This window comes from Hymenobacter nivis, from assembly GCF_006439025.1.
GTDB classification, from domain to species: domain Bacteria; phylum Bacteroidota; class Bacteroidia; order Cytophagales; family Hymenobacteraceae; genus Hymenobacter; species Hymenobacter nivis_A.
Genome location: NZ_RCYZ01000007.1, coordinates 335,516 through 360,006, shown reverse-complemented (window position 1 = coordinate 360,006; position 24,491 = coordinate 335,516). Strand labels below are relative to the sequence as shown.

Below are 24,491 nucleotides of genomic sequence, written 5' to 3'. Positions count from 1 at the left end.
CCGCCCGCTGTGCGGCCCGCCGGGGCCCCCAGCGCGGCCGCGCCCGCGCCGCCCGACGCCGGGCGGGCCGCGCGCATCGCGGCGGCGTTTCCGGTGCTCGACAAGCTGTACGCCGACTACGCCGCCCGGCAGCACGTGCCCGGTCTGGCCTACGGCCTAGTGGTGAACGGCCAGCTGGTGCACACCGGGGCCGTGGGCTACGCCAACGTGGCCACCCAAGCGCCCGCAGGGCCCCAGGCCGTGTTCCGCATCGCCAGCATGACCAAGAGCTTCGTGGCGCTGGCCGTGCTGCGCCTGCGCGACGCCGGCCGCCTGCGCCTCGACGACCCCGCCGAAAAGTACCTGCCCGAGCTGCGGGCGCACCCGCCGCTGCTGGCCGGGGCCCCCGCCGACGCGCCGCCCATCACCATTCGCCAGCTGCTGAGCCACAGCGCCGGCCTGCCCGAAGACAACCCCTGGGGCGACCGCCAAATGGGCCGCCCCGACGCCGACCTGCGCGCTTTACTGACGCGGGGCGTGTCGGCGGCCAACGCCCCGGGCGTGGCCTACGAGTACAGCAACCTGGCGTTTGCGCTGCTGGGGCGCCTCGTGAGCACGGTGGCCGGCCAGCCGTTCCAGGCCTACATCACGGCCAACATTTTGCGGCCCCTGGGCATGGCGCACACCTACTGGGACTACCGCCAAGTGCCCGGGGCCCTGCTCGCCCACGGCTACCGCCCGGCCGGCGCCGCCTGGCAAGAAGAGGCGCTGCTGCCCGACGGCGAGTCGTTTGCGGCGCTGGGCGGGCTGCTCACTTCGGTCGAGGATTTCGCCAAGTACCTGGCGTTTCAGGCTGCGGCGTGGCCCGCGCGCCCGGGGCCCGACGCCGGGCCCGTGCGGCGCAGCTCGGTGCGCGAGGCCCAGCAAGCCTGGACGCCGGCCGGCCTGAATGCCGCTTTCCGCTACCCCAGCGGCCGCGCCAGCCCGGTGGCCGCCGGCTACGGCTACGGCCTGCGCACGGCCCAGGACGGCAGTGGCCGCCGCTACGTGGGCCACAGCGGCGGGCTGCCCGGCTTCGGCGCACACTGGTGGCTGCTGCCCGACTACGGCCTCGCCGTGGTGGCCTTCGCCAACCAAACCTACGCCGCGCCCACCATCGCCAACTTCGGAGCCCTCGACACGCTGGTGGCGCTGGCCGGGCTGCGGCCGCGCCCGGTGGCCGCCTCGCCCATCCTGGCGCAGCGCCAGGCCGAGCTGGCCCGCCTGCTGCCCGGCTTCGGCCCCGGCGCGGCCGCCGACAACGCTGTTTTCGCCGAAAACTTCTTCCTCGACCAGGACGCGGCCACGCGCCGGCAGGCCGCGCAGGCGCTGTTTGCCCAGGCCGGCGCCATCACGGCCGTAGGGCCCCTGGTGCCGGAAAACCAGCTGCGCGGCCGCTTCCAGCTGGTGGGCGCGCGGGGCACAATTGACGTCTTTTTCACCCTCTCGCCCGAAAACCCGGCCCGCGTGCAGCAGCTCGACCTGAAGCTGGCGGGCCAGTAGGGCCCCCGCCGCGCAGCCTCGGTCGGCTCGGCTTGTCTTTGGCTGACGGTGTGCTTTTTTTAGTTTTGATTCGGCGCCACTTGGCGCTGCTAATTCCCTGCTTGCATGATCAAACCCTTTCTCTTTCTGCTGGTGTGCCTGGCTGGGCCCGGGGCCCTGCGCGCGCAGCCCACGCCTAAAAAGCCGCTCGACCACACCGTGTACGACCAGTGGCAAAGCGTTGGCCGCCAGCGCATCAGCAACAACGGTAAGTACGTGCTCTTCGAGGTGAAGCCCCAGCAGGGCGACGGCACGCTGTACCTGAAAACGGTGGCCGGCCGGGCCCTGCGCCAGGTGAGCCGCGGCGATTCGGCCCTGTTCACGGCCGACGCCAAGTTCGCCGTGTTCGCCATCAAGCCGCGCTACCAGGACGTGCGCCAGGCCAAAATCAAGAAGAAAAAACCCGACCAAATGCCCAAGGATTCGCTGGGCGTGTTTGCCCTGGGCCCGGGCCAGCTCACCAAGTACGCCGACGTGAAGTCGTTCCGCCTGGCCGAGGAGGCGTCGGTACTCGCCTTTCTGGCCAGCAAGCCGGCGGTGAAGGACTCGCTGAAAAAAGCGCCGGCCGACACGGTCAAAAAAATCACTGACCGGCTGCTGCAAACCAACAAGGAAGGGGCCCAGCTGACGGTGCTGAACCTGCTGACGGGCCGCCGGCGCACTTTCGGGGCCGTGACGGACTACCAGGTGAGCAAGCCGGGCAACAAGGTGGCGTTTGCCGTGGCCGCGCCCAAGGGCAACAAGGACCCGGAGATTAAATCGGGCCTGTTCGTGTACGATTTGGCCGCGAACAGCGTGCGCCAAGTCAGCGCCGGCAAGGGCGTGTACAAGAACCTGGCCTTCGACGACGCGGGCCAGCAGCTGGCCTTCACGGCTGAAAAGCACCCCGAAAAAGCGCTGGTCAAGCCCTTCAGCCTCTACTATTCTGACTTCCGCGGCGACAGCGCCCGGCTGGTGCTGGGCCCCGGGGGCGCGGGCCTGAAAAAGGGCTGGTCGCCGAGCGGCTTCGGCAAGGTGCTCTTCAGCGACAACGGCGAGAAGCTGTTTTTCGGCACCGCGGCCGACCCCATTCCGCAGGACACGACGCTGGTGGATTTTGAAACGGCCAAGCTCGACGTGTGGAACTACAAGGACGACTACTTGCAGCCCATGCAGCTCAAAACGCTCAAGAAAGACTTGCAGCGCAACTACTTAGCCGTGGCCTACCCGCGGCAGGGCAACAAGTTTGTGCAGCTCGAAGACGAGTATTTGCGCGACTCGTTCACGGCCGAAAAGAACAACGCCGAGTACGTGCTGGCCGTGACCGACACCGCCAAGCGCGTGTCGATGCAGTGGGAGGGCACCACGCTCAAGCAGGCCTACCTGGTGTCGACGCGCACCGGCGAGCGGATTGCTATTAATCCGAAAGCGGCCAAGAGCCGGTTCCAGCTCTCGCCGCTGGGCCGCTACGTGGTGTGGTACGATTACGCGTCGAAAAACTGGTTTTCATTTGCCGTGGCCACCCGCAAAACCACCAACCTGACCGCCAAAACCGGCGTGGCGATGGCCGACGAAGAGAACGACTCGCCCGACGACGCCCAGCCCTACGGCATTGCCGCCTGGGCCAAAGACGACGCCGCCCTGCTCGTGCACGACCGCTACGACCTTTGGAAAATTGACCCCAAAACCGGCGCCGCTACCAACTTCACCGGCGGCCTGGGGCGGCGCGGCAAGCTCATTTTCCGCTACCGCATGGCGGCCGAAAAGCAGAAATTTGTGGAGCCCAAGGAGGACCTGATGCTGCTGGTGCAGGACGAAACCACCAAGCAGTGGGGCTATTACAAAAAGAACCTGGCCAGCGCCGGGGCCCCGCAGCGCCTGGCCCTGGGGCCCTATGGCTACTCGCCGCTGATGCAGGCCAAAAACGCTGACGTTTATATCTATACCAAGGCCAACGTGGCCCAGCCGGCCGACCTCTACGCCAGCCGCGACTTCCAGCACGAAACCAAGCTCAGCAGCATCAACGCCCAGCAAAAGGACTACAACTGGTTCACGGCCGAGCTTACGCACTGGACCACGCCCAAGGGCTACGCCGCCACCGGCGTGCTCTACAAGCCCGAAAACTTCGACCCCGCCAAAAAGTACCCGATGGTGGTGTACTTCTACGAAAAGCTGTCGGACGGCCTGTATAAATACACGGCGCCGGCGCCCACGCCCTCGCGGCTCGACATTGCCCTGTTTGCTAGCAACGGCTACCTCGTGTTCACGCCCGACATCAGCTACACCATCGGCGAGCCGGGGCCCTCGGCCGTCGAGTTCGTGAACTCGGGCGTGGAGGCGCTTAAGAAAAATGCCTGGGTGGACGGGGCCCACGTGGGCATCCAGGGCCAAAGCTGGGGCGGCTACCAGGTGGCCTACCTCATCACCCAAACCAATATGTACGCCGCGGCCTGGGCCGGGGCCCCGGTCGTGAACATGACCTCGGCCTACGGCGGCATCCGCTGGGAATCGGGCATGAGCCGCCAGTTTCAGTACGAGCACACGCAGAGCCGTATCGGCGGCACGCTCTGGGAAAAGCCGGAGGCCTACATCCGCAACTCGCCGCTGTTTGCGCTGCCCAAAGTGCAAACGCCGGTCGTCATCATGTCGAACGACGCCGACGGGGCCGTGCCGTGGTACCAGGGCATCGAAATGTTCACCGACCTGCGCCGCCTGGGCAAGCCCGTGTGGCTGCTCCAGTACAACGGCGAGGCCCACAACCTGGTGAAGCGCGAAAACCGCAAGGACATTTCCATCCGCGAGCTGCAGTTCTTCGACCACTACCTCAAAGGGGCCCCCGCCCCCGTGTGGCTCGAAAAAGGCGTCCCCGCCGTCGAAAAAGGCCGCAACTGGGGCCTGGAAGCCTCCACCAAGTAGCGCCTGGGGTTATAGGGCTAGCATAATTTTGTCAAGTTTCGGTCGCTATAAACCCGGTCATGCAGCGCACAGCGAAGCATCTCTCCCGCGGCAGTAAATAATTAGTGGAGCAGTAGAGATTCTTCGCTGCGCTCTGCATGACCGGGTTTTTTGCCTGATTAGTCTGCTCTGATAGCTTAAAAAGCAAGCCCCGCGCCACTCCGGCGCGGGGCTTGCTTTTTGGGCGGAACCCCGCCGCGCCGGGGGCCCCCGGCGCCGCCCCTGGCTAGCGGTAGCCGAAGGGAATGCCGATGTTGAAGTAGGGCAGGAGGCGCTTCGAGAGGTTCGAGTACATGAGGCTGGCGTCGATGGGGCCCAGCAGTGAGTTGATGCCCAGTGTGAGGGCCCCACCGTAGATTAGCTGGTCCGACTGGGCATTGTAGTTGCCGCGTAGAAAACTGTGGTACAGCGCGTTGGACTTGGCCGTGACGGACAGCTTCGGGCTTAGCGCGTAGCGGTAGCCCACCAGCGCGGCCACGGCGCTGCTGGTGTACACGCCGGTTTCGGGCAGGCCAGCGAAGGTGATTTGGTTGCGCAGCACGTTGCTGAGGCCGCCCACCACGAAGTCGTTGGCAATGGCCTGCCGGAAGCGCCAGTTGACGCCCGCCTGGGCTTGCAGCAGCAGGGTGGTGCGCGGCGTCAGGGGCAGGTACTGCTCCAGGTTCAGCCGGTAGTGGCCGTAGGGCCGAAAGGAGAACTGGGGCGAGTTTTCGGTGCCCACCTCCGCGGTGTCGTTCAGCACCCGGAAGGCGGGGCGCTGGCCGTACACCACGCCCAGCTCCACCTCGGTGCGGCGGCCCCGGGTGGGGTAGGCCACGGCGTTGAGCGTGTTCTCTTCAAAGAACAAGTAGCTGTTCAGCAGGCGGATGCGGCCGTCGAGCTGGAGGCGGGCCGTGATTTCGGGCTGGAAGCGGCCGTACTCGTAGCGCGTGCCCACGCCCAGGGCCCGGTTGCGGCCCAGCAGCCGCAGCAGTTGGGCGTTGGCCGTGGCGTAGCGCTGGGTGTAGAGGCCGGCTTTGGCAAAGGCTGCGGTGTAGGTGGTGATGCTGACCTGCTCGGCCTGGGCGACGAAGCGGCCCACCACGTTTTTGCGCGGCGTGAGGTACTGCACGTGCTTGAGGCGCAGGCGCGGGTTCTCGCCGATGTTCACCGCCACCTGGCTGCTCGAAAACGGCGCCAGCAGGTCCTGCGCCGTGGCGCTGCCAATCAGGCCGATGCCGGTGAGCGAGTTGTAGTGCAGCCCCACGCCCACGCGGGCCCGCGGGGCGCGCTCCACGTCGAGCACGAGGCGGGCCGCCGAGTCGGCCAGGGGCTGCAGGGCGTAAGTGATTTTGCGAAAGCGCCGCGTGCCAAACGCGTTGCGGATGGCGCTGGTGAGCTGCGGCGCGGTGTAGAAGCGGCCGGGCCGCAGCTGCATCTGCCGCACCAGTTCGGGCGCGGCGGCGCTGTCGGGGCCCTGCACGCGGTAGCCGGCTAGGTACACCGAGTCGGGCCGGGGCGGCGCCGGGGGCGGGGCCGGCAGGGGCCCGTACAGGGCGTCGAGCGAGTCGCGCAGCGCCACCAGGGGCCCGTAGGCCGCCCGCCCGCGCCGCAGGCCGATGGCGGTGATGGGCCCCGACGCCGCGAAGCTGCCGCTGCTGTAGTCGCCCAGCGGGTAGTCCACGAACACGTTGCAGAGCAGCTTCTGGGTTTTGAAATCGGTGTTGTCCTTAAAGGAAGTGATTTGCAGCAGCACGTCCACCGGGCTGCGCAGGGTGCTCTCGGTGTAGGCGCCGGCCGACACGTTGCTGCCGATGACCACGCCCGCGCCCATGGCCCGCACCTCCGACACCGGGAAGTTGCGCACGATGCCGCCGTCCACGAGCCGGTGCCCCTGGTAGCGCACCGGCGTAAAGAACGAGGGAATGGCCATGCTGGCCCGCACCGCCGACACGATGTCGCCGCGGCTCAGCACCTCCGGCTCGCCGGAAATCACGTCGGTGGCCACGCACCGGAACCCGCGCCGGAACCGGCCGAAATCCTTGGTGCGGTACACCGGGAAGAACAGCTCGCTGAGCTTCAGCCACAGCTCTTCCGACTCGATGACGCCGCTCGTGAACTGGAACCCGCCCTTGGCAAAGGGCACTTCCAGGGCATAGCGGCCGAAGTCGTCTTTCTCGGGCAGGGTAATGGTGGGCAGCTGCGCGGCGTTGGTGAGCAGCGCGTCCCAGTCGAGGCCCCCGGCGATGCGCTCAATCTCGGCGCCCGAGTAGCCCGCCGCGTACAGCCCGCCCACGATGGCGCCCATGCTCGTGCCTGTCACGTAGTCCACCTGCACGCGGGCCGAGTCCAAGGCCTTAAGCAGGCCGATGTGGGCCAGCCCCCGGGCCCCGCCGCCGCTGAGCGTGAGGCCCACCCGGGGCCGGGGCCCCGGGAGCCGCTGGGCGCGCAGGGCCCCGGCCCCCATTAGCAGCACGACGAGCAACGTAACCCACTTCCGCATAGCAGCTAGAAAAGGAGGAAAGCACCGGCCCGCGGGTGGCACCTAAAGAATTAATTACCAACAAAAATGCCGTCACAGGAAGCATGAGGACGGGGCAATATATAAACTTTATAATTTATTGTAGGATGTTTTGAGCCAGCCCCCGCCCAGTAAAAGTCCAGCGTTGCGCAGCGGCTGAGGGCCCCAGGGCCCGGCGGGGCTATTGATTCGGTAGCCACTGCCGCGCGACTCGTAGGGCGGCCAAGCTGATTTGGGCCCGGGTGCTTGCTTGACTCTACCCGCCTGTGGTGACGCCCCGATGGCCCGTGACGGGGCCGCCCTGCCAGCGGGTCGCCCGCTGCGCACCGCTTGTTCCTGCGGTAGTAGCTTGGGTACGCATTCAGCTGCCCCGCGCCGGTGGGGCCGAAAGTGCTAACTGACCGGGGCCCCATGTGCCGCCGTCTGATTCGCTGCAATTCATTCACCCTCATTTCTATGCCGGATTCCACCCCATCCCTCGCTGCGGCCACCACGGCCGTCCGCACCCAGCTCTTGCAGCTCCTGGAGGGCCGCCAGGCCCACCTTTCCTTCGACGCTGCTCTCGAGGGGTTGCCCGCGCACCTGCGGGGCGTGCAGCCCGCCAACTTGCCCTACAGCATCTGGCAGCTGGTCGACCACATTCGCATTGCGCAGTGGGACATCCTGGAGTTCTCCCGCGATGCCGCCCACCAGTCGCCGCCCTGGCCGGCCGGCTACTGGACGCCCGACCCGGCCCCCGCCACCGACGCCGCCTGGGACGAGGCCCTGGCCCAAATTGCCCGCGACCGCGCTGCCTTCGAGGCCCTGCTGCACGAGCCCGCCCGCGATTTGTACGCCCCCTTGGCCCATGGCGACGGCCAAACGCTGCTGCGCGAAGCCCTGCTCATCGCCGACCACAACGCCTACCACGTGGGCCAGATCGTGCTGCTGCGCCGCCTGCTGGGGGCCCCGGCCGGGTAGGAGCGGGGCGCGCCGGGGCCCTGCTAATGAATGCTAACGGGCCGCGCTGCGCCGCAGGCGGTACCTGCCTGTGGCGAGTAAGGGGCGGTGCCCGGCGGCTCGGCAGCGCCCGCGCCGTTTGCCCATAACTGCGTAACTAGGGCCCCCGAACCAACAACTGCTGTTTTCCGGCGCGGCCGCCGCGGGGCGCTTTGCCTGCCGCTGGCCGGCGCCGAGCGCTGCCCTTCCTTCCCACCCGCTTAGGGCCCCGGCCCGCCCCCAACCCGTGGAAAAACAAGAATTTAGGAGCCGCCAGTGGTTTGGCCGCACCGGCAAAGATGGCTTCATCTACCGGGCCTGGATGAAAAACCAGGGCATCCCGGCGCACGCCTTCGACGGCCGCCCGGTCATCGGCATCTGCAACACGTGGTCGGAGCTGACGCCCTGCAACGCGCACTTCCGCGACCTGGCCGAGGCCGTGAAGCGCGGCGTGTACGAGGCCGGCGGCTTCCCGGTCGAGTTCCCGGTGATGTCGCTCGGCGAGACGCTGATGAAGCCCACCGCCATGCTCTACCGCAACCTGGTGAGCATGGACGTGGAAGAATCCATCCGGGCCAACCCCGTGGACGGCGTGGTGCTGCTCTGCGGCTGCGACAAAACCACCCCGGCGCTGGTGATGGGCGCGTGCAGCGTCGACTTGCCCACGCTGGTGGTCTCGGGCGGGCCCATGCTCACGGGCAACTACCAGGGCCGCGCCATCGGCACCACCGACCTCTGGCGCCTCAGCGAAGCCAGCCGCGCGGGGCTGCTGCCGCAAGACCAGTTCGAATCCATCGAGGCCAGCATGTGCCGCAGCGCGGGCCACTGCGCCGTGATGGGCACCGCCTCCAGCATGGCCTGCATGGTGGAAGCCCTGGGGCTGTCGCTGCCCCAAAACGCCGCCATTCCGGCCGCCGACGCGCGCCGCAAGGTGCTGGCCCACCTCTCCGGCATGCGCATCGTGGGCATGGTGCGCGAAGACCTGAAGCTGTCGCGCATCCTCACGCGCCCGGCCTTCGAAAACGCCATGATGGCCAACGCCGCCATCGGCGGCTCCACCAACTTTGCCATCCACTTGCTGGCCATTGCGGGCCGCGTGGGCGTCGAGCTGGCCCTCGACGACTTCAACCACGTCACGGCGGGCATTCCGCTGCTGGCCAATTTGCAGCCGTCGGGGCAATTTTTCATGGAAGACCTGTACTACGCCGGGGGCCTGCCCGCCGTGCTGAAGGAGCTGGCCGCCTTCCTGCACAACGACTGCATGACCGTGAACGGCCGCACCATCGGGGAGAACTGCGCGGCCAGCGAATGCTACAACCGCGCCGTGGTGGCGCCCATTGAGCAGCCGTTCAACCCCGTGGCCGGCATCGTGGTGCTGAAGGGCAACCTGTGCGCCGACGGGGCCGTCATCAAGCCCTCCGCCGCCAGTCCGGCGCTGCTCCAACACACGGGCCCCGCAATGGTGTTTGAGGACATCGAGGACTTCAAGGCCCGTATCGACGACCCCGATTTGGACGTGACGGCCGCCAGCGTGCTGGTGCTCAAAAACGTGGGGCCCCGGGGCTACCCCGGCATGCCGGAAGTGGGCAACCTGGCCATTCCCGCCAAGCTGCTGGCGCAAGGTGTCACCGACATGGTGCGCATCTCGGACGGGCGCATGAGCGGCACCGCCTTCGGCACCGTGGTGCTGCACGTGGCCCCCGAAGCGGCGGTGGGCGGCGCGCTGGGCCTGGTGCAAACCGGCGACGTGATTACCCTCGACGTGCCCAACCGCACCCTGCACGTGGCCCTCTCCGACGCCGAGCTGGCGCAGCGCCGGGCCCAGGGCCCCCGCGCCGCCGCGCTGGCCAGCCGCGGCTACGTGCGGCTGTTTCAGCAGCACGTGCAGCAGGCCCACCTGGGGGCCGATTTCGATTTTCTGCGCGGCGGCTCGGGCAGCGCCGTCGTCCGCGATTCGCACTGACCCGCCGGCCGCTCGCTGCGCCGGGCCCCGGTTGGGCACTGGTAAACTTGTTGATAATCATGCAAAAAGTCGCTGCTTCCCATGATGCGTTTTGAAAACAAAGTGGCCATCGTCACGGGTGCGGGCCAGGGCATTGGCTTCGAAATTGCCCGGCAGCTGGCCTGCGAAGGGGCCCACGTGCTGCTCAATGACCTGGACGCCGACCTGACGGCGGCGGCCAGCGCGCGCATCCAGGAACAGGCGGCGGGCACCTGCTGGCCGCTGGCCGGCGACGCGGGCGACCTGGCCTTCATCCACGCCCTGGTGGCCGACGCCACGGCCCGCTTCGGCCGCCTCGACGTGGTGGTGGCCAACGCCGGCATCACCCTATTCGGCGATTTCCTGACCTACCCGCCCGCGTCGTTCTTCAAAGTGCTGCAACTGAACCTGGGGGGCACCTTCTTCCTGGCCCAGGCCGCCGCCAACCAGATGAAGCAGCAGGCCCACGGCGGGGCCCTGCTGTTCACGTCCTCCGTCACCGGCCACCAGGCCCACAAGCAGCTCGCCGCCTACGGCATGAGCAAGGCCGCCCTGGAAATGCTGGCCAAAAGCCTGGTCATCGAGCTCTCGGCCCACGGCATCACTGTGAACACGGTCGCGCCCGGCGCCACCCTCACCGAGCGCACGCAGGACGACCCCGCCTACGAAGCCACCTGGCAAAAGCTGACCCCCATGGGCCGGCCCGCCACCGTGGCCGACATTGCGCAGGCCGCTCTGTTCCTCGTGTCCGACCACGCCCGCCACATCACGGGCCAAAGCGTGGTGGTCGACGGGGGTTGGACGAGCACCAGCCCGGGGCCCGCCTAGGGCTTCCCCGCCGTCGCGCTGGGGCCCCCGGGCCTTCGGGTTGTCCCGGTGGGCGGCTAGCGGCTGGCTATTTGAGGTGAGGGATTACGCTCATACTGCGTCGGTTGGGTGCATGAGGGCAGTCCCGCAAACAGTCTTTTAGGGCCCCAGCGGTTTGGGTACGCAGGCAGGCGCAACCCGCTGGGGCCCCAAAAGCGGCCGGTTTCAGCCGCGGGCGGCTGGTGGCCGTACCAGCTTCCGGTTGCTTTAATCCCGCCCCATGCCCGATTTTCCCCTCGCCGAACTCGCCGCCGTGCTGGCCGCCGATGCTTCGCCCGCCGACGCCCTGCAGCGCGGCCTCGACCTGGTGGGCCCATACCTGCGCGCCGACCGGTGCTTTCTCTACGTGCGCGACCCGGCCCAGGGCCGTGGCCGCATCGCCCTGGTGTGGCGCCTCGACGAGGCCGTGCCCGACCCGCGCCACGACTGGCAAGACGACACCGGCGACCTGCCGCAGCAAGACCCCTTGTTCCGCGCTGCGCTGGCCGCCCGCCCCTCCGTGTTCGTCGACGACGTGCTGGAGGCGGGCCCCGAGGTGCTCAACCAGGAGTTTGAGCGCACCACCTTTGGCCACCGGGCCCTGGTGCACGCCCACATCACCGACCACGGCCAGCTGTGGGGCATTTTGCAGCCTTGCGTGTTTGGCCACCCGCGCCACTGGACCGCCGCCGAACGCGCTTACCTCGACGCGGCCGTGCCGCTGTTTCTGCCCGTGGTGCAGGCCTACATGCGCAGCCTCGGCCAGGTTTAACCGGCTGTTCCTGGGCGTGCTTGCCCGCGTGCGCCCGGCCCGGCAAGCGTGCAACAGCCCGTCCCAACCGTCTGGCGCTGCCGTTGCCTCGGGTGTCACCCAGCTTTTTTGCCCGTGGGGCCCCCGGCCAGGTGGCTACGCGGGGCCCCGGCCCACCGATGGGCCGGGGCGGCCAAGCTGCCAGCATTTAGCCCTGAATGGCCGCCGCCATCAGCCCCAGAAACTAGGCCGGCGGGCGGGCGAGCGCAGCCCGGGAGGCCCAGCGCCGCCAGCCGCTCGGCGAGGTAGCGGGCGAAGCTGGGGGCCCTGGCCGGGTAGGGGCGGGGCCCTCGTCGCGTCCTTCCGAACTCCGGGGGCGTATAGCCCCCGTTTACTACTCCCCACTAAGGCCTTTGCCGATGCCCACGCTCCCCCGCCCCGCCGTGCCCGCCCCCTTCGACGTTGACGCGCGCCTGCGTTGGGTCGAGCACGTGGCCCGCCTCATGGACAGCCAGTTCCGGCTGCCCGGCACCCGTTTCCGCTTCGGCCTCGACCCCTTGCTCGGCCTCATTCCCATCGTGGGCGACCTGTCGTCAACCGCCGTGTCAGTCGTCTTGCTGCTGACCATGCTGCGCCACGGCGCCAGCGGGGCAGTGGTGGTGCGCATGGCCCTCAACATTTTGCTTGACACCGTCGTCGGAGCGGTTCCTGTCCTCGGCAACGTGTTCGATTTCGCCTACAAAAGCAACGAGCGCAACGTGGCCCTGCTGCGCCGCCACTACGCCGAGGGTCGGCACACGGGCAGTGGCAAAGGCCTAGTGGCCTTGTTGTTGCTGGCTTTCCTGGCAGTTGCGGGCCTGGTGGCCTGGGGCAGCGTGGCGCTGATCGGTTGGGTGTGGCATTACTTTAGCGCCCATCCCATCCTGAGTACCTAGCGCTGATAACAGCAAGCCCCGGCACCAAGCCGGGGCCCACCAAAAGCCAGAACGCAATCAACCAAGCGCGGCGGCGCAGGGCGGGCGAGCCCTTGAACCAAGTAATCCAAGGGCTGGAAAACCAGCAATGCCCGCACCACCCCGGGCGTAGCCTCTGCCTGTTGGGTAGGTTGCCTCGCCGCTGCGGCCCCACTTTCGCGCTCCCATACGCTGCTCATGCAACAACTACAATTACTTGCCCGCACCGGGGCCCTAGCGCTGTTGGCACTGCTAGCCACGGCCTGCGCCACCATCGATGTCGCGCCTACGCAGGCCCCCAACCAGTCCACTTTCCCCGAGCACCTGACCCTCGGCAACCCCAGCGGCGCCACCACCGACGCGGCCTACCCCACCAATTACCTCCTTTCAAAGCCGCAGTACGCCCTTTCGTACCACCGCGACCAAGGCAAGCCGAACTGGGTGAGCTGGCACCTGAGCAGCTCCTGGGTCGGCAGCGCCGCCCGCCAAGACGATTTCCGGCCCGACGCCGACCTGCCCGCTGCCTGGTACCGCGTCACCGCCAGCAGCTACGCCGGCTCGGGCTTCGACCGCGGCCACAACTGCCCCAGCGCCGACCGCACCAGCACCGCGGCCAACAATTCGGCCACGTTCCTCATGAGCAACATGATGCCCCAGGCCCCCCGCAACAACCAACAAACCTGGGCCAACTTGGAGAACTACGCCCGCACCTTGCTGGGCAGCGGCCACGAACTCTACCTCATCTGCGGCAGCTACGGCAAAGGCGGCACCGGTACCGAAGGGTACGCCACCACCCTCGACAACGGCCGCGTCACCGTCCCGTCCCACTGCTGGAAGGTCGTGGTCGTCCTGCCCGTTGGCAGCAACGACGCCGCCCGCGTGTCCGGCAGCACCCGCGTCATTGCCATCGACACCCCGAACGACAACTCGCTCCGCACGGACTGGGGTACCTACCGCACCAGCGTCGACGCCATCGAAGCCGCCACCGGCTTAGACCTCCTGTCGGCGGTACCCGTCGGTATCCAGCAAACCATTGAAGCCAAGACAGACAACGGGCCAACCAGCTAATGCATTACCGCCTGTCGTACCATAGGCCCTTTATTCAGTGATGGCTCCGTCCACCGTCGGCAAGTCATCCAAGTACTTCATCCAAAGCACTTTTGCTCAAACGAGCTTGCTCGATGCCTATGCGGGAAAATTCACTTTCTCTTCGAGTCGTGCCCAACCGGCGGTTGAGCGCATTCATCCCATACTCGAGAGCGAAGACCAGCCTACGTAAATGGGGTAAAAGCATGTAGCTAAAAACGTTGACCAGCATCACGAACGCCTGTATGTGAGCAACCACTACGATCGTGAGCACAAAGGCCGCGCAAATCTATTCCAAGCGTTGGGCCACGAAGCGAGGCGGGCAATTGACTCCAGCATAGACTGTATAATACGCTAGTAATAGCAGGACCAGATTTCACTCCACGTTCTCCGCCAAGGGAGCGGCTATTGGTTCATCACGATGAAGCTGTAAGCATTCCACGCAACAGCGCCCTCAACCTCCCTTCGCCATGAGCCCCGTTAAGTTTGCGGCCGGTGCCGCCCCAATGACTGGCCGCCGTTTTAATTTACGTTTTCCCCTTCCTCAACCGGCAGAAAAATGAAACTCACGCTTCTCCTCACGGCCGCGCTGGCGGCTTTGGCCCTGCAAGCCCCGGCCCAAACCACCCCCGCCCCGCGCGCGGCCGCCGACCAGATTCCCACCAGCAAGGGCCCCCTCACGGTGCAGCCCATCACCCACGGCAGCGTGGTGTTCACCTGGAACGGCAAGACCATCTACGTCGACCCCTACGGCGGGGCCGCCGCCTACGCCGGGCTGGCCGCGCCCGACGTCATCCTCCTCACCGACATCCACGGCGACCACCTCGACCCCCAGACGCTGGCGGGCCTCTCCGTGGGCAAGGCCCTAATGGTCGTGCCCCCAGCGGTGGCCGAGAAGCTGCCCGTGGAGTACAAAGCCCAGGTTCGCGTCCTGCGCAATGGCCAGCGGCTCGACACGCTGGGCCTGCGCGTGTCGGCCATTCCGATGTACAACCTGCCCGAAGCCGCCGACGCGCCGCATACCAAGGGCCGGGGCAACGGCTACGTGCTGAACCTGGGCGGCAAAAACGTCTACCTCTCCGGCGACACCGAAGACATCCCCGAAATGCGCGCCCTGAAGAATATCGACGTGGCCTTCGTGTGCATGAACCTACCCTACACCATGGACGTGAACCAGGCCGCGCAGGGCGTGCTGGCCTTCAAGCCGGGCATCGTGTACCCCTACCACTACCGCGGCCAGAACGGCCTGAGCGACGTGGCCAGCTTCAAGAAAACCGTGAACGCGGCCAACAAGAAGATTGACGTGCGCCTGCGCAACTGGTACCCGGCCGCCCCGTAACGCAACGCCAACCACCTCCTGCCAGGCGCCGGCCGGGGCCCTCCCGTGCAAAAACTTCTTTAGGTAAACGGTCCTGCCAGCGCAAAGCACCCTGTCGGCCCCCGGGCTATTAACCTAACTTTCGTATTCTCAACCCCACTCCCGACCTTCCGCTGCCTTGATGCCCACGGCCCCGCCCTTTCCCGACCTGCTGCCTGTTTTCAACGCCCAGCCCGGCGCCACCTTGCTGCTGTCGCCCGGCTGGGTAATTGTGGGGGCCAGCGACGACTACCTGGCCGCGACCCTTACCGAGCGGGCCACCCTTATCGGGCGGCACATTTTCGACGCCTTCCCCGACAATCCCGCAACCCCCGAAGCCAACGCCGTGGCCAACGTGCGCGCCTCGCTGGCCCAGGTCATGGCCACCAAGCAGCCGCACGAGATGGCCCCGCAGCACTACGACGTGCCCGACCCCACCCAGCCCGGCCAGTTCGTCGAGCGCCACTGGAAGCCGCGCCACACGCCCGTGCTCGACGCGGCCGGCCAGGTGCAGTTCATCATCCAGTCCGTGCGGGACATCACCGCCGAGCGCCTGGCCGCGCGGCAGCTGCGCGAAAGCCAGGCCAGCGAGCAAGCGGCCCGCGCCGACGCCGCGCAGCAGCGGATCGAATTCCAGCACTTCATCGCGCAGGCCCCGGTGGCCGTGGCCGTGTACCACGGGCCCCAGCACCGCATCGCCATGGCCAACGCCACCACGCTGGCCATCTGGGGCCGCCCCCTGGAGGAGGTGCTGCACCGGCCCGTGTTCGAGGCCCTGCCCGAAACCGCCACGCCCGAGGTTGTCGCCCTCTTCGACCGGGTCTTCACCACCGGCACCGCCCACACGGCCTACGAGCAGGCCAGCACCCTCCACCGCCACGGGCGGGCGGAGCAGGTGTACTGGAACATCGTGTTTGAGCCCCAGCGCGACGCCGACGGCCGCATCAGCGGCCTGTTCACCGTGGGCACCGACGTCACCGAGCAGGTGCGGGCCCGCCAGCAGGTGGAGCAGCTCAACCAAGAGCTCGAAACCCGCGTGCAGCAGCGCACCGAGCAAGTGCGGGCGCAAAGCCAGCGCCTCGAGCGCTTATTTACGCAGGCGCCGGCGGCCATCTGCATCCTGGCCGGGCCGGAGCTGACCTACGAGCTGGTCAATCCCATCTACCAGCAGTTTTTTCCGGAGCGCCAGCTGCTCGGTAAACCCCTGCGGGAAGCCCTGCCCGAGTTGGCCGACCACGCCGCCTACCACACAATGCGGCGGGTGTTCGAAACCGGCGAGACCCTGTGGCAGCAGGCCCTGCACGTGCCCCTGGCGCGCACCGCCGACGGGGTCTTGGAAGACCGCTACTTCAACTACCTCCAGCAGGCCCGCTACGACGAGCAGGGCCGCATCGACGGCGTGCTCGTCTTCGGCTTCGAGGTGACGGACTTGGTACAGGCCCGCCAGCAGGCCGAGGCCCTGCAGGCCCAGGTGCTGGCCGCCGCCGAGCGTCAGCTGCAGCAGCGCGAAGCTTTCTACCAGCTATTTGAGCAAACCCCCGCCGCCATCTGCATCCAGCGCGGCCCGGAGCACCGCTACGAGTACGCCAACGCGGCCTACCAGGCCTTTTTCCCCGGCCGGGAGCTGCTGGGCCGGACGGTGGCCGAGGTGCTGCCCGAAACCGTGGACAGCGGCGTGGTCGCCCTGCTCGACGGCGTGTACTAAACCGGCGAAACGTACTACGGCTACGAGTTGCCGCTGCTCATTGCCCAGCCCGAAGGCCCGCCGAAGCAGATGTACTTCACCTTCACCTACCAGGCCTACCGCGAAAACGGCGAAATCGTGGGTATCTCCACCTTCGCCTACGACGTGGCCCCGCAGGTGCTGGCCCGCCAGGAGCGCGAGGCGCAGCGCGAGCAGCTATACGCCCTGTTCATGCAAGCCCCCGCCGCCATCTGCATCCTCGGCGGCGACGACTTGGTGTACGAGCTGGTCAACCCCAACTACCAGGACCTGTTCCCGGGCCGTGCGCTGCTGGGCCGTTCCGTCCTCGACGCCCTGCCCGAAATCGCCGGCCACGCCGTGTACCAGGGCTTTCGCGCCGTGTACGCCACCGGTATCGCGCGCGAGGAGAAAACCCTGCTCATCCCCCTGGCCCGGCCCAGCGACGGAGCGCTGGAAGACCGCTACTTCAACTACCTCCAGCAGGCCCGCCGCGACGCCCACGGCCGCATCGATGGCGTACTCGTCTTCGCGTTTGAAGTCACCGAGCAGGTACGCGCCCGCCAGGCCAGTGAGGCCAGCGCCCGGCAGCTGCGCGACATCACCGATGCCCTGCCCGTGCTTATCGGCTACCTCGACCGCGACGAAAAGTACCGCTTTGCCAGCGAAGCCTACCGCGCCTGGTTCCACCAGGACCCGACCGCCTTGCTCGGCCAGCCCATCCGCCAGGTAGCCGGCGAAATCGCCTACCAAAACATCCGGGGTTATGTGGCACAGGCCCTGGCCGGCGAGCGGGTAGACTTCGAAACCGCCATGCCCTTTCGCCCCGATTTTGCGAAGGTTATTCGCACCACCTACGTGCCCGACGTGCAGCACGGCCAGGTGGTGGGCTGCTACACGCTCGTATTCGACATCACTGAACAGACCGAGGCCCGCCGACAGGTAGAATCTCTCAACCAGGAGTTGGCCGCCATCAACGAGGAGCTCACGGCCACCAACGAAGACCTGCATGAGTCTAATACCCAACTCACGCGCACCAACGTGGACTTGGACAATTTCATCTATACTGCCAGCCACGACCTCAAGGCCCCCATCTCCAACATTGAGGGCCTGCTCTACTTGCTGCAGGAAGAGCTGCCCTCGGCCGTAATCCAGGACGACGCGGTCGGCCCTGTCCTGACCCGCATGCTCGACGCGGTGGAGCGCTTCAAGCGCACCATTGACCACTTAACGGAGGTATCCAAGCTGCAAAAAGAGCACGCCGCCGACGCAGTCGCGGTCAACCTGGCCGCCGTGGTCGAGGACGTGCGCCAGGACCTTCTGCCGCTGCTGCAGGCCACCGGCGCCAAGCTGGTGGTCGACGTGCCGGCTCTGCCCGCCATCCAGTTCTCCGAAAAAAACCTGCGCAGCATCGTCTACAACCTGCTCACCAACGCCGTTAAGTACCACTCGCCCGCCCGGCCTCCGCACGTCGACGTGCGGGCCCACGTGCGCCCCGGCCACACCGTATTTGAAGTGCACGACAACGGCCTGGGCATCGCGCCCGACCAACTGCCCCGGCTCTTCGGCATGTTCCAGCGCTTCCACGACCACGTCGAGGGTTCGGGCATTGGCCTGTACATGGTCAAGCGCATGGTTGAGAACGCCGGCGGCCGCATCGAGGTCCACAGCCAGCTCGGGGCTGGCACCACCTTCTTTGTGTTCCTGCCCCACACCACCCCCGCCGGCGCGGCCCCTTTTCCCGCCTACCGCCCTTCCTGAAGTCATGGCCGTCCTTTCCTGCACCCTGCTCGTCGACGACGACACCACCACCAACTTCCTTAACCAAACCCTGCTCCGGCGCATGGCCGTCAGCGACCAAGTGCTGGTGGCCGTCAATGGGCAGCAAGCCCTCGACCTGCTGCATGCCCACTGCGCGCCGCCCGCGTCGCCCAACTGCCCGGCCCTGATTCTGCTCGACATGAAGATGCCGCGCATGAACGGCTTCGAGTTCCTGCAGGCCTACGCCCAGCGGTCCGAACGAGAAAACCCCGCGGTTGTCATCATCATGCTCACCACCTCCCTCAACCCGGGCGACGTGGCGCAGATGCAGGGCCTGCCCATTGCCGGCTACCTCACCAAGCCCCTGACCCGCGACAAAGTCAACCAGGTGCTGCAGGAGCACTTTGGCCACGCCGCCGCTAGCTAACCGGCGACACTTGGCCAAACCAAAACGAGCGGCCCAGCTGGTCCGCTCTCCCCGTTTCGAAGTTGATTGCCGCCAACCCCAGCATCAACTCAAAGTGCGCCGCGCTCTGCGGGGCGGCCACATCGGTCAAGCCGTTGAGGCTGGGCAGGCCGATGGTTAAGTACGCGCCGGCCGCGGCCGTGGTGTGGGCCCCGAAGAAGATCTGGCCCAGCGACGCGGCGGCGTGGAAGTCGAAGCCCACCAGTTCCAGGGCGTTGTCCTTGTCCATCACCCGGGCCCCGCGGTCGTTGGTTTCGTCCATGCCGACGATGGCGCGGGTCTTCTGCGTCTTCATGGAACGAAGCTAGCGGGATCCCGGCCTGAATTATCTTCGCAGTGCCCCATTTGCCCCCCTCTCGCCCCCGTATGCCCCCGCTCCGAATCTGCATTTATTCCAAAGACGTGGCCGCCCTCACTGGCCGCAGCTACGATGCCGCCAAGCGCCTGCTGCGCCAGGCCCGCGCCGCCGCCGGCAAGCCCGCCGGGGCCCTGCTCACCGTGGCCGATTTCTGCCACCACACCGGCCTCGACGAGCAGCAGGTCACCGCCGCCCTCAACCCACCGCTGCGCCGCGCCGCCTGAGCCCCGCGACCATAGCGCGAGCATGGCGGAAGCATGGCGCGAGTATGAGAACGGTATGCGCCGCGCCCCAAAGACGCGCGCTGCCAGCCACCGCAGCGCGCGGGCTAATGGTGGCTAAGCCTCCAGCTTTTGGCCCTGAATGGCCGCCGCCATCAGCGCCGGAAACCGGGCCGGCGTGCAAGCGAAGCTCGGGATGCCCAGCGCCGCCAGTTGCTCGGCTAGGTGGCGGTCGAAGCTGGGGGCCCCGTCGTCGCTCAAGGCCAGCAGCACCACGAAGGCGACGCCGGCGGCCTTGAGTGCCGCCGCGCGCTTGATCAGCTCCCGCGCGTTGCCGCCCTCGTAGAGGTCGGTGACCAGCACCAGGATGGTGTCGGTGGGGCGGGTGATGAGCTGCTGGCAGTAGGTGAGGGCCAGGTTGATGTCGGTGCCGCCGCCCAGCTGCACCCCAAACAGCAAATCCACCGGGTCGTGCAGGTTTTCGCTTAAGTTCACCACCGCCGTGTCGAACACCACCATGTGCGTCTTCACCGCCTTCAGCGAGGCCAGCACCGCCCCGAACACGCCCGCGTACACCACCGACGAGGCCATCGAGCCGCTCTGGTCCACGCACAGCACAATCTCCTTCAGCGCCTGCCCGCGCCGGCCGTAGCCCACCAGCCGTTCCGGAATCACGGTTTTGTGGGCCGCCTGGTAGTGGCGCAGGTTGGCCTTGATGGTGGCGCCCCAGTCGACTTCGTGGTAGCGGGGGCGCGGGTTGCGCACGGCCCGGCTTAGGGCCCCCTGCACGGCCTGGCGTAAGGGGTTGGTCAGTTTCTGCTCCAGCGCGCGCACCACCTTGGTGATGACCTCGCGGGCCGTGGCCTTGGCTTTCTGCGGCATCACCCGGCCCAGCGCCATCAGCGTGCCCACCAGGTGCACGTCGGCCTGCACCGTGCGCAGGATTTCGGGCTCCAGCAGCAGCTGGTTCAGGCCCAGGCGCGTCATGGCGTCCTGCTGCATCACGGCCACCACCTCGGCGGGGAAGTATTCGCGGATGTCGCCCAGCCAGCGGCTCACGCGCGGGGCCGAGCCGCCCAGCCCGGCCTTGCGCGCGGCCTTGTCGCCGTCGTAGAGGGCCGTTAGCACGTCGTCCATGCGCCCGTAGTCGGGCGGCAGGGGCACGGCGTTGGCCGCATCGGCGGCGCTGCCCAGCACAAGTTTCCAGCGGGTGGTATTCATGGCAGTAGCGCGTTAATTGGCGTCGACGTGGAGGCGGTGTTTGCCACAGTGCTGGCATTGAAATAAATAGCCGGTCATGTCGCCGTCCTTGTGCATATGGTGCTGAATTGTGTCTTCGCCCCAGCCGCTGGCCACGGCGTCGTCCCGAACTTCGGCCCATACCGGCGCCAGCTCTTTGCTGCCCACGTACCCCAGAAAAATACAGGCCTCCCCGCAGTGGCCGAGCCAAACGTCGCCTTGCCAGGAGGCGTAGCCCGGCGTGTGGCTGCTCACCTGCTCCATCGATGACGGCGACATCGGCGGTCCTAAGCCAGTTGGCCCAGGATTTAAGCCTTCAAAATCAGAGACGAACGACCCGCTGTACTTCTCGGCGGCGCTGCCGTCGGCAATGCACCAAGGGCAAAGAGTGTCTACCTCAGCTTTGCAGTATAGGCCGCCCGTGTAATAGAAGTCCCGTACCTGGTCACAGCATTGGCACGTTATAGCTCGCTGCTCAATAATGCCCAGTGAATAAGCATTGGGGCTATAAAAGAAATCGGGTGGGGTCATGGTTGATACGTCTCCTGAAAAATCAAACCGCGACAGAATCCCCCAGCAGCACGCGCAGCCCCGGCAGCACACGCGCCCCGCGTTCCCAGTCGAAGTCCACGGCCGCCGCGCTCGTCGCCAGTGCTTTCGGGTCCGTCCCGGCCAGCTCCAGCAGCTGCCGCCGCTCGGGCAGCGAAAAGTCGGTGAAGGCCCGGCGCAGCAGCGGCACGATTTCGCGAAAAGTATCCTCCGGCAGGGCCCCCAGCCAGGCGTCGAGTAGGGCGAATAATTCGTGATGGTGAATGAGCAGCAAACCGCTGCCGCGCAAAAAGCCCTCGATCCACGCCGTGGCGTAGTCGGTGGGTTGGGCGGGGGCCAGGGCCAGGCCGAGCGTGGTGGCCGTGGCGTCGGCATCGGCGTGCTGGGCATCGAAGAGGAAGCGGGCGGCGGCCCCGGCCAGCAGGCCGTTGCTGGCGGCGTTGCGCTGCACTGCCGCCAGGGCCCCGTACCAGGCCGCTTCGTGCGCCGGCTGCTCGAGTAGGCGCAGGGCCTGGTGGGTGGCCTCCAGGCGCGCGAGCAGTGGGCGGGCCGCGTCGTAGTCGAGGCCGGCGCAGGCCGCGGGCAGGCCGATGCAGAGGCGCGGCACCAGCTGGTCCACTACCTGGGCCACCTGGGCCGTGTCGGTGCGGCGCACGTTGCCGTAGCGCAGCACCTGCACCAGCGGGGGCAGCGCGGCCAGCAGGTGCGTCACGTCGCGGGTACCGGCCCCAATGGTTTCGAGGCGCGCCACCAGCGCCGGAATGGCGGGCCCCAGGTCGGCGCGCAGGGCTTCTTCCAGCAGCGCGCTCACGGCCTCCAGGCCGGTGGCTTCGGCGGCGCGGGCGGTGGCGCGGGCCGCCGCGGCGCCCAGCACCGTGTTGCCCCACCGGCCGGCTTCGATGACGGCCAGGGCCATTTCAGGCGCCCACGCCAGCCGCCACAGCTCGTGGAAGGTGCCGCGCTGGCCGCTCACGGCCTCCGGCTCGCCCCACTTAATATCCAGCAGGCGCAGGCGGTGCAGCAGGTGGCTGCGGTCGAGCTGCGCGGCCTGGCGCAAATCCAGGTCGAGCGGCTTGGGCAGGGCTTCGGGCTTGAGGCGTAGGCTTTTCTGCTGCTGGGCCAGGTCCTGCTGCAGGGGGGTGGCGGGCAGGCCGGCGGGCACTTCGCCCAGCTTCTCGCCGATGACTAGGGCCCGGTGCACCAGGGCCAGCGGCTCGGCGTAGCCCCCGCCCAGGATGGCCACGGCCGCCTCCTGCAGCTCGTCAATGCCCGGCAGCGCCAGCCCGCGCACGGCGGCCAGGGCCCCGGCCAGCCGCACGCCCTCGATGGCGTGGGCCGAGGAGGCGTCCACGTCCTGCCCGCGCAGCAGGCGCGTGGCCTGCACCATCCAGTGCGTCAGCACTTCGGCCCGGGGCTGGGCAAACAGCAGCTCGTACCAGGCCGGCGAGAGCACCCCGGCCCCGTAGCCCGAGCTCAGCGACAGCCGCTCGTAGGTCCACGGAATCCAGGTGGTTTCGGTGGGCACCTTTTTCAGGCCCTTCAGCCGGGCTTTGTCCTCTTTCTTGAGCAGCTCGGGCCGCAGCACCGGCGCGTGCCAGGCCCCGCACACCACCGCCACGCGGGCGTAGCCCTGGGCCAGGGTGGCGCGCAGGGTTTCGCGCATGAAGGCCTCGCGTAGCAGGGTTTCCTCGCTTTCGGGGCGGGCCAGCTCTTCGCGTAGCGCCATCATCAAATCCAGCACCACGGCGAAGGTATCGGCGTTGCCGGGGGCGTGCTCCAGGTGGGTTTCCCACCACTGCTCCGAATCGGTGTAGCCCGCCAGCCGGGCGATGTAGGCCACCGGGTCGGCTTCCAGGGCGTCGTCGGGCGCCGCTGCCGTGGGGCCCTCCGCGGCGGGTTCGGGCGCGGCGTCGCCCGGCGTTGCCTCCCCGGTGGGCACCGGCTCCGTCGCGGCCGGGGCGCCCGCGGCCGTACCATCCGGCGCATCGGCCACCGCGTCCCGCATCCCAAACCGCAGCGTCATTGGCAAGTCCATGCAGCGCACGTGGGCCCCGTGGCGGGCGCACCAGTGCACCGCCTGCCACTCGGGCGAAAACGTGGCAAACGGCAGAAACGAGGCCTGGCCCTGCTGCTTGGGGTTGTACACGAGCAGCGCCACGGGCGGCATTAGCTCCGGGTGGGTGGCGGTGGCCAGGGCCGCTTCCGCATCGGCGGGGCACTCCAGCAGCACGAGGTCGGGCTGGAAGTCGTCGAGCGCCGCTACGAGGCTGGCCGCGCTGCCGGGGCCGTGGTGGCGAATGCCGAACAGGCGCAGGTCGGTGGGCATTGGTAGGACTAGTTTTTCTTAAAGGCGTTTATTGCAAAACCTGCAATAGAGCCAATTATTGTTATGATTAGCCCTGATGTCCAAATAATTACTTGGTCAATTCTTTCTTTTAAACTGTTCAACTTAATTTCGCTTATCTCTTTCTCTTTTGCGATTGAACTTGCTAATTCCTTGAATTGAAAATTAATTTCTTGTATTTTTAATAACTTATCGGGTGAATTTGTTATTATTTTTTCAATGGATACTAATCTGTTGTCTATATCAGATATTTTCTGGTTTGGCTTTGTGAGTACCGAATCTATGCTGCGGGACTTCGTATCTAAAAATTGTAAATCTTTGATTTCCTTTTTTAATAAATTAATTTCGGCTTGATATTTATTTTCCGGTTCTATAAATATGGATTTTAAGTTGAAATTATAAACGATGGCGATAAAAGATATCCCTAATCCTAAGCTAATTAATGCGCTTTGTGCGATATTTATTGTAAGTTCTCTTCTGTTCTTATAGATTTTTTTCTCTGATATATTTGAAACATTTTTTATATCTGCTTGTGATTTAGATTGTAATGTTGTATAATCTGGAAAATCAGCAGCTTTTATTTTTTTCCATCCTTCATCTATAAGAATGTAGATTTCTAAATCTTTATTTTCATCAACTGTAACAAGATAGGCTGGTAGCCCTTCAATATCAATTAGGTTTAAATATGACTTTACTTGTTCCTCTGCTCCCGATAATATTGTTTTATTGTTTTTATATTTAAACTCTACAATTGCAAGATAGTTATTGAAGTCAACGTCTAAAATTATTAAATCCACAATACCACGCACGCTCCTTTTTTCACCCTGTTGCGATGTAAGCGGAGCTTCAAGCATCAGCGATAATCTGGGATAACCTTTTGTTGTAAGGAAATCTATGAATCCCAT

Annotated in this window: 19 protein-coding genes; 13 read left to right on the top strand and 6 right to left on the bottom strand. The window is 66.2% G+C overall.

Features of this window, described 5'->3' with window-relative positions:
• The coding region (locus tag EAH73_RS17435; protein WP_140468700.1) for a serine hydrolase domain-containing protein at positions 1–1,521 on the top strand (1,521 nt) is incomplete at its 5' end.
• 105 nt (positions 1,522–1,626) lie between these two features.
• Positions 1,627–4,455 (top strand): prolyl oligopeptidase family serine peptidase, encoded by a 2,829-nt coding sequence (locus EAH73_RS17430; protein ID WP_140468699.1) that lies wholly within the window; start codon positions 1,627–1,629, stop codon positions 4,453–4,455.
• Positions 4,456–4,720: 265 nt separating this feature from the next.
• Here the strand turns inward: EAH73_RS17430 and EAH73_RS17425 are convergent, their stop codons facing one another.
• Positions 4,721–6,976: a patatin-like phospholipase family protein gene (locus EAH73_RS17425; RefSeq protein WP_140468698.1), complete on the bottom strand. Its 2,256-nt coding sequence runs from the start codon at positions 6,974–6,976 to the stop codon at positions 4,721–4,723.
• A gap of 474 nt (positions 6,977–7,450) precedes the next feature.
• On the opposite strand from EAH73_RS17425, the gene EAH73_RS17420 reads away from it, so the two are divergent.
• The 10 genes from EAH73_RS17420 to EAH73_RS17370 all read left to right on the top strand — a co-directional run bounded on the left by EAH73_RS17420 (position 7,451) and on the right by EAH73_RS17370 (position 18,836).
• Positions 7,451–7,954 carry a DinB family protein gene (locus EAH73_RS17420; protein ID WP_140468697.1) on the top strand — a complete coding sequence of 168 codons (504 nt, stop codon included), beginning with the start codon at positions 7,451–7,453 and terminating at the stop codon, positions 7,952–7,954.
• A gap of 265 nt (positions 7,955–8,219) precedes the next feature.
• Complete coding sequence (locus EAH73_RS17415; RefSeq protein WP_140468696.1) at positions 8,220–9,935, top strand: IlvD/Edd family dehydratase; 1,716 nt, start codon at positions 8,220–8,222, stop codon at positions 9,933–9,935.
• Between the two features lie 84 nt (positions 9,936–10,019).
• Positions 10,020–10,781 (top strand): SDR family NAD(P)-dependent oxidoreductase, encoded by a 762-nt coding sequence (locus EAH73_RS17410; RefSeq protein WP_140468720.1) that lies wholly within the window; start codon positions 10,020–10,022, stop codon positions 10,779–10,781.
• A gap of 259 nt (positions 10,782–11,040) precedes the next feature.
• The gene (locus EAH73_RS17405; RefSeq protein ID WP_140468695.1) at positions 11,041–11,571 is read left to right on the top strand and encodes a GAF domain-containing protein; all 531 of its coding nucleotides are present in this window, start codon (positions 11,041–11,043) and stop codon (positions 11,569–11,571) included.
• Between the two features lie 398 nt (positions 11,572–11,969).
• Positions 11,970–12,485 carry a DUF4112 domain-containing protein gene (locus tag EAH73_RS17400; RefSeq protein WP_170214093.1) on the top strand — a complete coding sequence of 172 codons (516 nt, stop codon included), beginning with the start codon at positions 11,970–11,972 and terminating at the stop codon, positions 12,483–12,485.
• A gap of 216 nt (positions 12,486–12,701) precedes the next feature.
• On the top strand, positions 12,702–13,571 hold the full coding sequence (locus EAH73_RS17395; protein ID WP_140468694.1) for a DNA/RNA non-specific endonuclease: 870 nt from the start codon (positions 12,702–12,704) through the stop codon (positions 13,569–13,571).
• Between the two features lie 577 nt (positions 13,572–14,148).
• Entirely contained in the window at positions 14,149–14,928 is a 780-nt protein-coding gene (locus EAH73_RS17385; protein WP_140468692.1) for an MBL fold metallo-hydrolase, read from the top strand.
• Positions 14,929–15,088: 160 nt separating this feature from the next.
• Entirely contained in the window at positions 15,089–16,651 is a 1,563-nt protein-coding gene (locus tag EAH73_RS17380) for a PAS domain-containing protein (protein ID WP_140468691.1), read from the top strand.
• 27 nt (positions 16,652–16,678) lie between these two features.
• Positions 16,679–18,409 carry a sensor histidine kinase gene (locus EAH73_RS17375; protein WP_140468690.1) on the top strand — a complete coding sequence of 577 codons (1,731 nt, stop codon included), beginning with the start codon at positions 16,679–16,681 and terminating at the stop codon, positions 18,407–18,409.
• Positions 18,410–18,413: 4 nt separating this feature from the next.
• On the top strand, positions 18,414–18,836 hold the full coding sequence (locus EAH73_RS17370) for a response regulator (protein WP_140468689.1): 423 nt from the start codon (positions 18,414–18,416) through the stop codon (positions 18,834–18,836).
• Here the strand turns inward: EAH73_RS17370 and EAH73_RS17365 are convergent.
• Positions 18,829–19,170, bottom strand: coding sequence for a hypothetical protein (locus EAH73_RS17365; RefSeq protein WP_140468688.1), 342 nt, complete (start codon positions 19,168–19,170; stop codon positions 18,829–18,831). The two genes, EAH73_RS17370 and EAH73_RS17365, sit on opposite strands and share 8 nt — an antisense overlap.
• A 71-nt stretch (positions 19,171–19,241) precedes the next feature.
• On the opposite strand from EAH73_RS17365, the gene EAH73_RS17360 reads away from it, so the two are divergent.
• Entirely contained in the window at positions 19,242–19,457 is a 216-nt protein-coding gene (locus EAH73_RS17360) for a hypothetical protein (protein ID WP_140468687.1), read from the top strand.
• Between the two features lie 114 nt (positions 19,458–19,571).
• Here EAH73_RS17360 and EAH73_RS17355 read toward each other — a convergent pair whose 3' ends face one another.
• From EAH73_RS17355 to EAH73_RS17340, 4 genes are read right to left on the bottom strand one after another with little or no spacing between them, the layout of a single operon-like run.
• Positions 19,572–20,675 (bottom strand): VWA domain-containing protein, encoded by a 1,104-nt coding sequence (locus EAH73_RS17355; protein WP_140468686.1) that lies wholly within the window; start codon positions 20,673–20,675, stop codon positions 19,572–19,574.
• A gap of 12 nt (positions 20,676–20,687) precedes the next feature.
• Complete coding sequence (locus tag EAH73_RS17350; protein WP_140468685.1) at positions 20,688–21,224, bottom strand: CbrC family protein; 537 nt, start codon at positions 21,222–21,224, stop codon at positions 20,688–20,690.
• 22 nt (positions 21,225–21,246) lie between these two features.
• Positions 21,247–23,568 carry a DUF5682 family protein gene (locus tag EAH73_RS17345; protein WP_140468684.1) on the bottom strand — a complete coding sequence of 774 codons (2,322 nt, stop codon included), beginning with the start codon at positions 23,566–23,568 and terminating at the stop codon, positions 21,247–21,249.
• Between the two features lie 8 nt (positions 23,569–23,576).
• Positions 23,577–24,440 carry a hypothetical protein gene (locus tag EAH73_RS17340; RefSeq protein WP_140468683.1) on the bottom strand — a complete coding sequence of 288 codons (864 nt, stop codon included), beginning with the start codon at positions 24,438–24,440 and terminating at the stop codon, positions 23,577–23,579.
• Positions 24,441–24,491: the final 51 nt, after the last annotated feature.

Bases quoted from the DNA above. Each gene is read 5' to 3' on its own strand.
- EAH73_RS17430 (WP_140468699.1), top strand. From the start codon at position 1,627: ATGATCAAACCCTTTCTCTTTCTGCTGGTGTGCCTGGCTGGGCCCGGG.
- EAH73_RS17425 (WP_140468698.1), bottom strand. From the start codon at position 6,976: ATGCGGAAGTGGGTTACGTTGCTCGTCGTGCTGCTAATGGGGGCCGGG.
- EAH73_RS17420 (WP_140468697.1), top strand. From the start codon at position 7,451: ATGCCGGATTCCACCCCATCCCTCGCTGCGGCCACCACGGCCGTCCGC.
- EAH73_RS17410 (WP_140468720.1), top strand. From the start codon at position 10,020: ATGCGTTTTGAAAACAAAGTGGCCATCGTCACGGGTGCGGGCCAGGGC.
- EAH73_RS17405 (WP_140468695.1), top strand. From the start codon at position 11,041: ATGCCCGATTTTCCCCTCGCCGAACTCGCCGCCGTGCTGGCCGCCGAT.
- EAH73_RS17400 (WP_170214093.1), top strand. From the start codon at position 11,970: ATGCCCACGCTCCCCCGCCCCGCCGTGCCCGCCCCCTTCGACGTTGAC.
- EAH73_RS17395 (WP_140468694.1), top strand. From the start codon at position 12,702: ATGCAACAACTACAATTACTTGCCCGCACCGGGGCCCTAGCGCTGTTG.
- EAH73_RS17385 (WP_140468692.1), top strand. From the start codon at position 14,149: ATGAAACTCACGCTTCTCCTCACGGCCGCGCTGGCGGCTTTGGCCCTG.
- EAH73_RS17380 (WP_140468691.1), top strand. From the start codon at position 15,089: ATGCCCACGGCCCCGCCCTTTCCCGACCTGCTGCCTGTTTTCAACGCC.
- EAH73_RS17370 (WP_140468689.1), top strand. From the start codon at position 18,414: ATGGCCGTCCTTTCCTGCACCCTGCTCGTCGACGACGACACCACCACC.
- EAH73_RS17365 (WP_140468688.1), bottom strand. From the start codon at position 19,170: ATGAAGACGCAGAAGACCCGCGCCATCGTCGGCATGGACGAAACCAAC.
- EAH73_RS17360 (WP_140468687.1), top strand. From the start codon at position 19,242: ATGCCCCCGCTCCGAATCTGCATTTATTCCAAAGACGTGGCCGCCCTC.
- EAH73_RS17355 (WP_140468686.1), bottom strand. From the start codon at position 20,675: ATGAATACCACCCGCTGGAAACTTGTGCTGGGCAGCGCCGCCGATGCG.
- EAH73_RS17350 (WP_140468685.1), bottom strand. From the start codon at position 21,224: ATGACCCCACCCGATTTCTTTTATAGCCCCAATGCTTATTCACTGGGC.
- EAH73_RS17345 (WP_140468684.1), bottom strand. From the start codon at position 23,568: ATGCCCACCGACCTGCGCCTGTTCGGCATTCGCCACCACGGCCCCGGC.
- EAH73_RS17340 (WP_140468683.1), bottom strand. From the start codon at position 24,440: ATGCTTGAAGCTCCGCTTACATCGCAACAGGGTGAAAAAAGGAGCGTG.